This window comes from Candidatus Methylomirabilota bacterium (genome assembly GCA_035315345.1).
Classification (GTDB): domain Bacteria; phylum Methylomirabilota; class Methylomirabilia; order Rokubacteriales; family CSP1-6; genus CAMLFJ01.
Window position 1 is genome coordinate 1 of the sequence record DATFYA010000211.1, and the last position, 3,236, is coordinate 3,236.

Sequence of the window (3,236 nt, forward strand, 5' to 3'; positions counted from 1 at the left end):
AGCGTGCATCGCGGGCCCCCGTCGGAGCCTAGCATGGAGGGGCGCTCTCGGCGCCTTACCACCGCACATTCCGTGCGCAGTAGGACAGCCGGTAGGGCTACCAGCGGGTACTGTCATCGCCGGCTGTAAATTGACCCACTAACGCCGATTTAGATTTGACCCACCCCCCGGCCCACCGGCTCTTCTGGGGTATCTCACCCTGGGAGGTGCCGCCGAGTGCTCGGAGGGTCGACCGTGAAGCAGCTCGTGGAGCTGTCGGGGCAGCACCTGTCGATTCGGGCGATCGCCAGGAGGTTGGACATTTCGAGGAACACGGTCCGGAAGTACCTGCGGGCCCCCGGGCTGCCGGTGGCGAAGCCGCGGTCGCGGCGGCCGTCCAAGCTGGATCCGTTCCGTGATCCCATCCGCCGGCGCCTGGCGGCCGGTGTGGAAAACTGCGTGGTCTTGCTGCGTGAACTCCGCGCGCAAGGCTACGCCGGGAGCTACTCCATTCTGAAGGACCACGTGCGGCCACTCCGGCTGGGCCGCGCGGTGAAGGCGACGATGCGCTTCGAGACCAAGCCGGGGGAGCAGGCGCAGGTCGACTTTGGGCACTTCCCATTCCTGACCCCGGACGGCCAGCGGCACTGGTACTGGGGCTTCGCGATGGTCCTGGCCTGGTCGCGGCTGCTCTATGTCGAGTTCATCCGCCGCGCCGATGTCGCGAGCTTCATCCGCTGCCACCTGAATGCCTTCGAGCACTTCGGCGGCCTTCCGCGGACGTGCCTCTACGACAATACGAAGGTCGTGGTCCTGGGGCGGGACGCCGCCGGCGTGCCGCACTGGAACGCCACGTTTCTGGACTTCGCGCTCCGGGTCGGCTTCGAAGCGCGGCTGTGTCGCCCGTATCGGGCCCAAACCAAGGGACGTGTCGAGAGCGGCATCAAGTACGTGAAGCACAATTTCTGGCCAGCGGTCGAGTTTCGCGACGGCGTCGACCTCAACCGCCAGGCGCACGCGTGGATGGAGCGCGTGGCCAATGTGCGCGTGCACGGCACTACCGACGAGCGGCCGGTCGACCGCTTCGCCCGCGAGGCGCCCCAGCTGCTCCCGCTGCCCCGCGCCGAGCGCGTCGAGCCGTTTCTGCGCGAGGAGCGTCGGGTCGGGCGCGACGGCTTCGTGGCCTGGGAGCGCGGCTGGTACGGCGTGCCGTGGACCTGGGCGGGGCAGCGGGTGCACGTCGCCGTCACCGAGAGCACGGTCGAAATCTGGGCCGGCGGGGCCCGGCTGGCCGTGCACCCGCGCGCGACGCGCCCCGGGCAGCGTCTGGTGCTGCCCGGGCAGTGGGCCGGCCTGCCCCGCACCGACGCCCGACGCGCCGCGGAGCCGCTCGGCCGGCAGCGCGCCGCGCTTGACGTCGAGACGCGCTCGCTGGCCGTCTATGACGAGCTCGTCGGAGCTGGCCGATGATCGCCGCAGCCCAGGCCCGCCAGTCGCTGGAGCACCTCGGGCTCGCCGAGGCCGCCGCGGTGCTGGACGGCCGGCTCGAAGCGGCGGCCCAGAAGCAGCTCCCGTATGCCGACTTCCTGGCCGACCTGCTCAGCACCGAAACGGCCGCCCGGCGCGAGCGCTACCTGCGCACGCGTACCCGGCTGGCGCATCTGCCGTTTCAGCGCACGCTCGACCAGTTTGATTTCCGCTTCCAGCCGTCGATCGACAAACGCCAGGTGCGCGACCTGGCCACGCTGACCTTCATCAGCGAGGCGGCGAATATCCTCTTCCTCGGTCCGCCGGGCGTCGGCAAGACGCATCTGGCCATCGCCCTCGGGCTGCGCGCGATCGAGCAGGGCTCCGGCGTCTACTTCGTGCGGGCGCACGAGCTGCTCGAGGATCTCCGGCGCGCCCAGGCCGAGCACCGTCTGGAACGCCGGCTGCGGATCTATCTGGCGCCCAAGCTGCTCATCATCGATGAGTTCGGCGTCTGGCCCTACGACCGGATGGCGGCCACCGCCTTTTTCACCCTGGTCTCGGCGCGCTACGAGCGCGGCAGCATCATCCTGACGTCGAACAAGGGCTTCGGGGAGTGGGGCGAGGTCCTCGGCGACGCCGTGATCGCCACGGCGATCCTCGACCGCCTGCTCCATCACAGCCACGTCCTCAACATCCGCGGCGAGAGCTACCGCCTGCGGGAGAAGAAGCAGGCCGGGCTCATCGGCGTCGGCACGGCCGCCCTCACGGGACCCCGAGACGACGCCGCCAACGACAACCCGCCGGAGGCGGGTCAATTCCAAACCGGCGAAGGTGGGTCAAGAGTACGCCGGCGTTGACAGTACACTGGGTGAAAGCCTCGCGGGCCTAGGGTCTGCAGCCCGAAGAGCCGCTCCCGGCGGCCTGGCCCCGCGATTCCTACCGGGGACCGGTGTCGGGGATGTGGAGGGTCTCGCTACGGCTATCGAGGCTGAGCGGGGAGCCGCTGAAGCGCGGTTGCGGTCGCCGCGCCCGGCTGCTACTCCGGCACCCAATGGCACCCTGGCGGCACCCGGAGAGGCCACCCGGCGGATGAAGTCGCGCGGTAACTGCGTGACAGGAATGGTGCCCCCGGGGTGACTCGAACACCCGGCACGCAGTTTAGGAAACTGCTGCTCTATCCACCTGAGCTACGGGGGCGTCCCACCAAGGCGGCGCCGACTGCGCCGCTCACGAGCTAGATCGCCGAAATTTTAACATCATACGCCGTGAGGCGGGTCGTCCTTCGCCCGTCGGGGGGGCGCTGGCGCGGCGCCTGAGGAAGCGGAAGAACTGCTTGCGGCGGGCCATGAAGGCGTCGGGAGATTCGCCGGCCGCGAGGACGCGGGCGAAGTCGGCGAGGTATTCGCGGACGTGCCGACGCGCGGCCGGCTGAAGCGCCAGGGGCAGCTGGCTGATGGCCCGGGCGAGCTCGCGCGCCAGCTCGTGGTTGCGCGGATACACCCGGCCTACCGCTCCGCGGGCTCGCTCCGGATGCGGCCGAGCGCGCGCAGCCTCGGGGCTCCCGGTACGCCGGCCAGACGGAGCTGGCCTCCTTCGGCGTCCTGCGGAGGCGCGCCGCACGGATGCTCGGCCGGGACGTAACCGCGGCTCTTGATCGCCACCACTCGCTTGAGAGTCGTCCGCCCGCGCGCCATCCGCTCCACCGTCAGACGGAATTCGAGTCCGTTGATCCAGAGCTCTTCCACCAGTGCGCCCTCGCGCGACTCGATCGTGATCAGCAGATGCTC

General features: G+C 70.0%; 4 protein-coding genes and 1 tRNA gene. 2 read left to right on the forward strand and 3 right to left on the reverse strand.

Annotation, left to right across the window (positions count from 1 at the left end):
• Window positions 1-234: 234 nt before the first annotated feature.
• Window positions 235-1,449 carry an IS21 family transposase gene (gene istA / locus VKN16_27050; GenBank protein HME97878.1) on the forward strand — a complete coding sequence of 405 codons (1,215 nt, stop codon included), beginning with the start codon at window positions 235-237 and terminating at the stop codon, window positions 1,447-1,449.
• Complete coding sequence (istB, locus tag VKN16_27055; protein ID HME97879.1) at window positions 1,446-2,306, forward strand: IS21-like element helper ATPase IstB; 861 nt, start codon at window positions 1,446-1,448, stop codon at window positions 2,304-2,306. Before istA ends, istB begins: the two co-directional genes overlap by 4 nt.
• 263 nt (window positions 2,307-2,569) lie before the next feature.
• Here istB and VKN16_27060 read toward each other — a convergent pair.
• The 3 genes from VKN16_27060 to VKN16_27070 all read right to left on the reverse strand — a co-directional run.
• Window positions 2,570-2,646: transfer RNA gene (locus VKN16_27060), tRNA-Arg, on the reverse strand.
• Window positions 2,647-2,676: 30 nt separating this feature from the next.
• Entirely contained in the window at window positions 2,677-2,949 is a 273-nt protein-coding gene (locus VKN16_27065; protein ID HME97880.1) for a hypothetical protein, read from the reverse strand.
• 5 nt (window positions 2,950-2,954) lie between these two features.
• Window positions 2,955-3,236: hypothetical protein (locus tag VKN16_27070; protein HME97881.1), on the reverse strand; the 282-nt coding region annotated here is incomplete at its 5' end.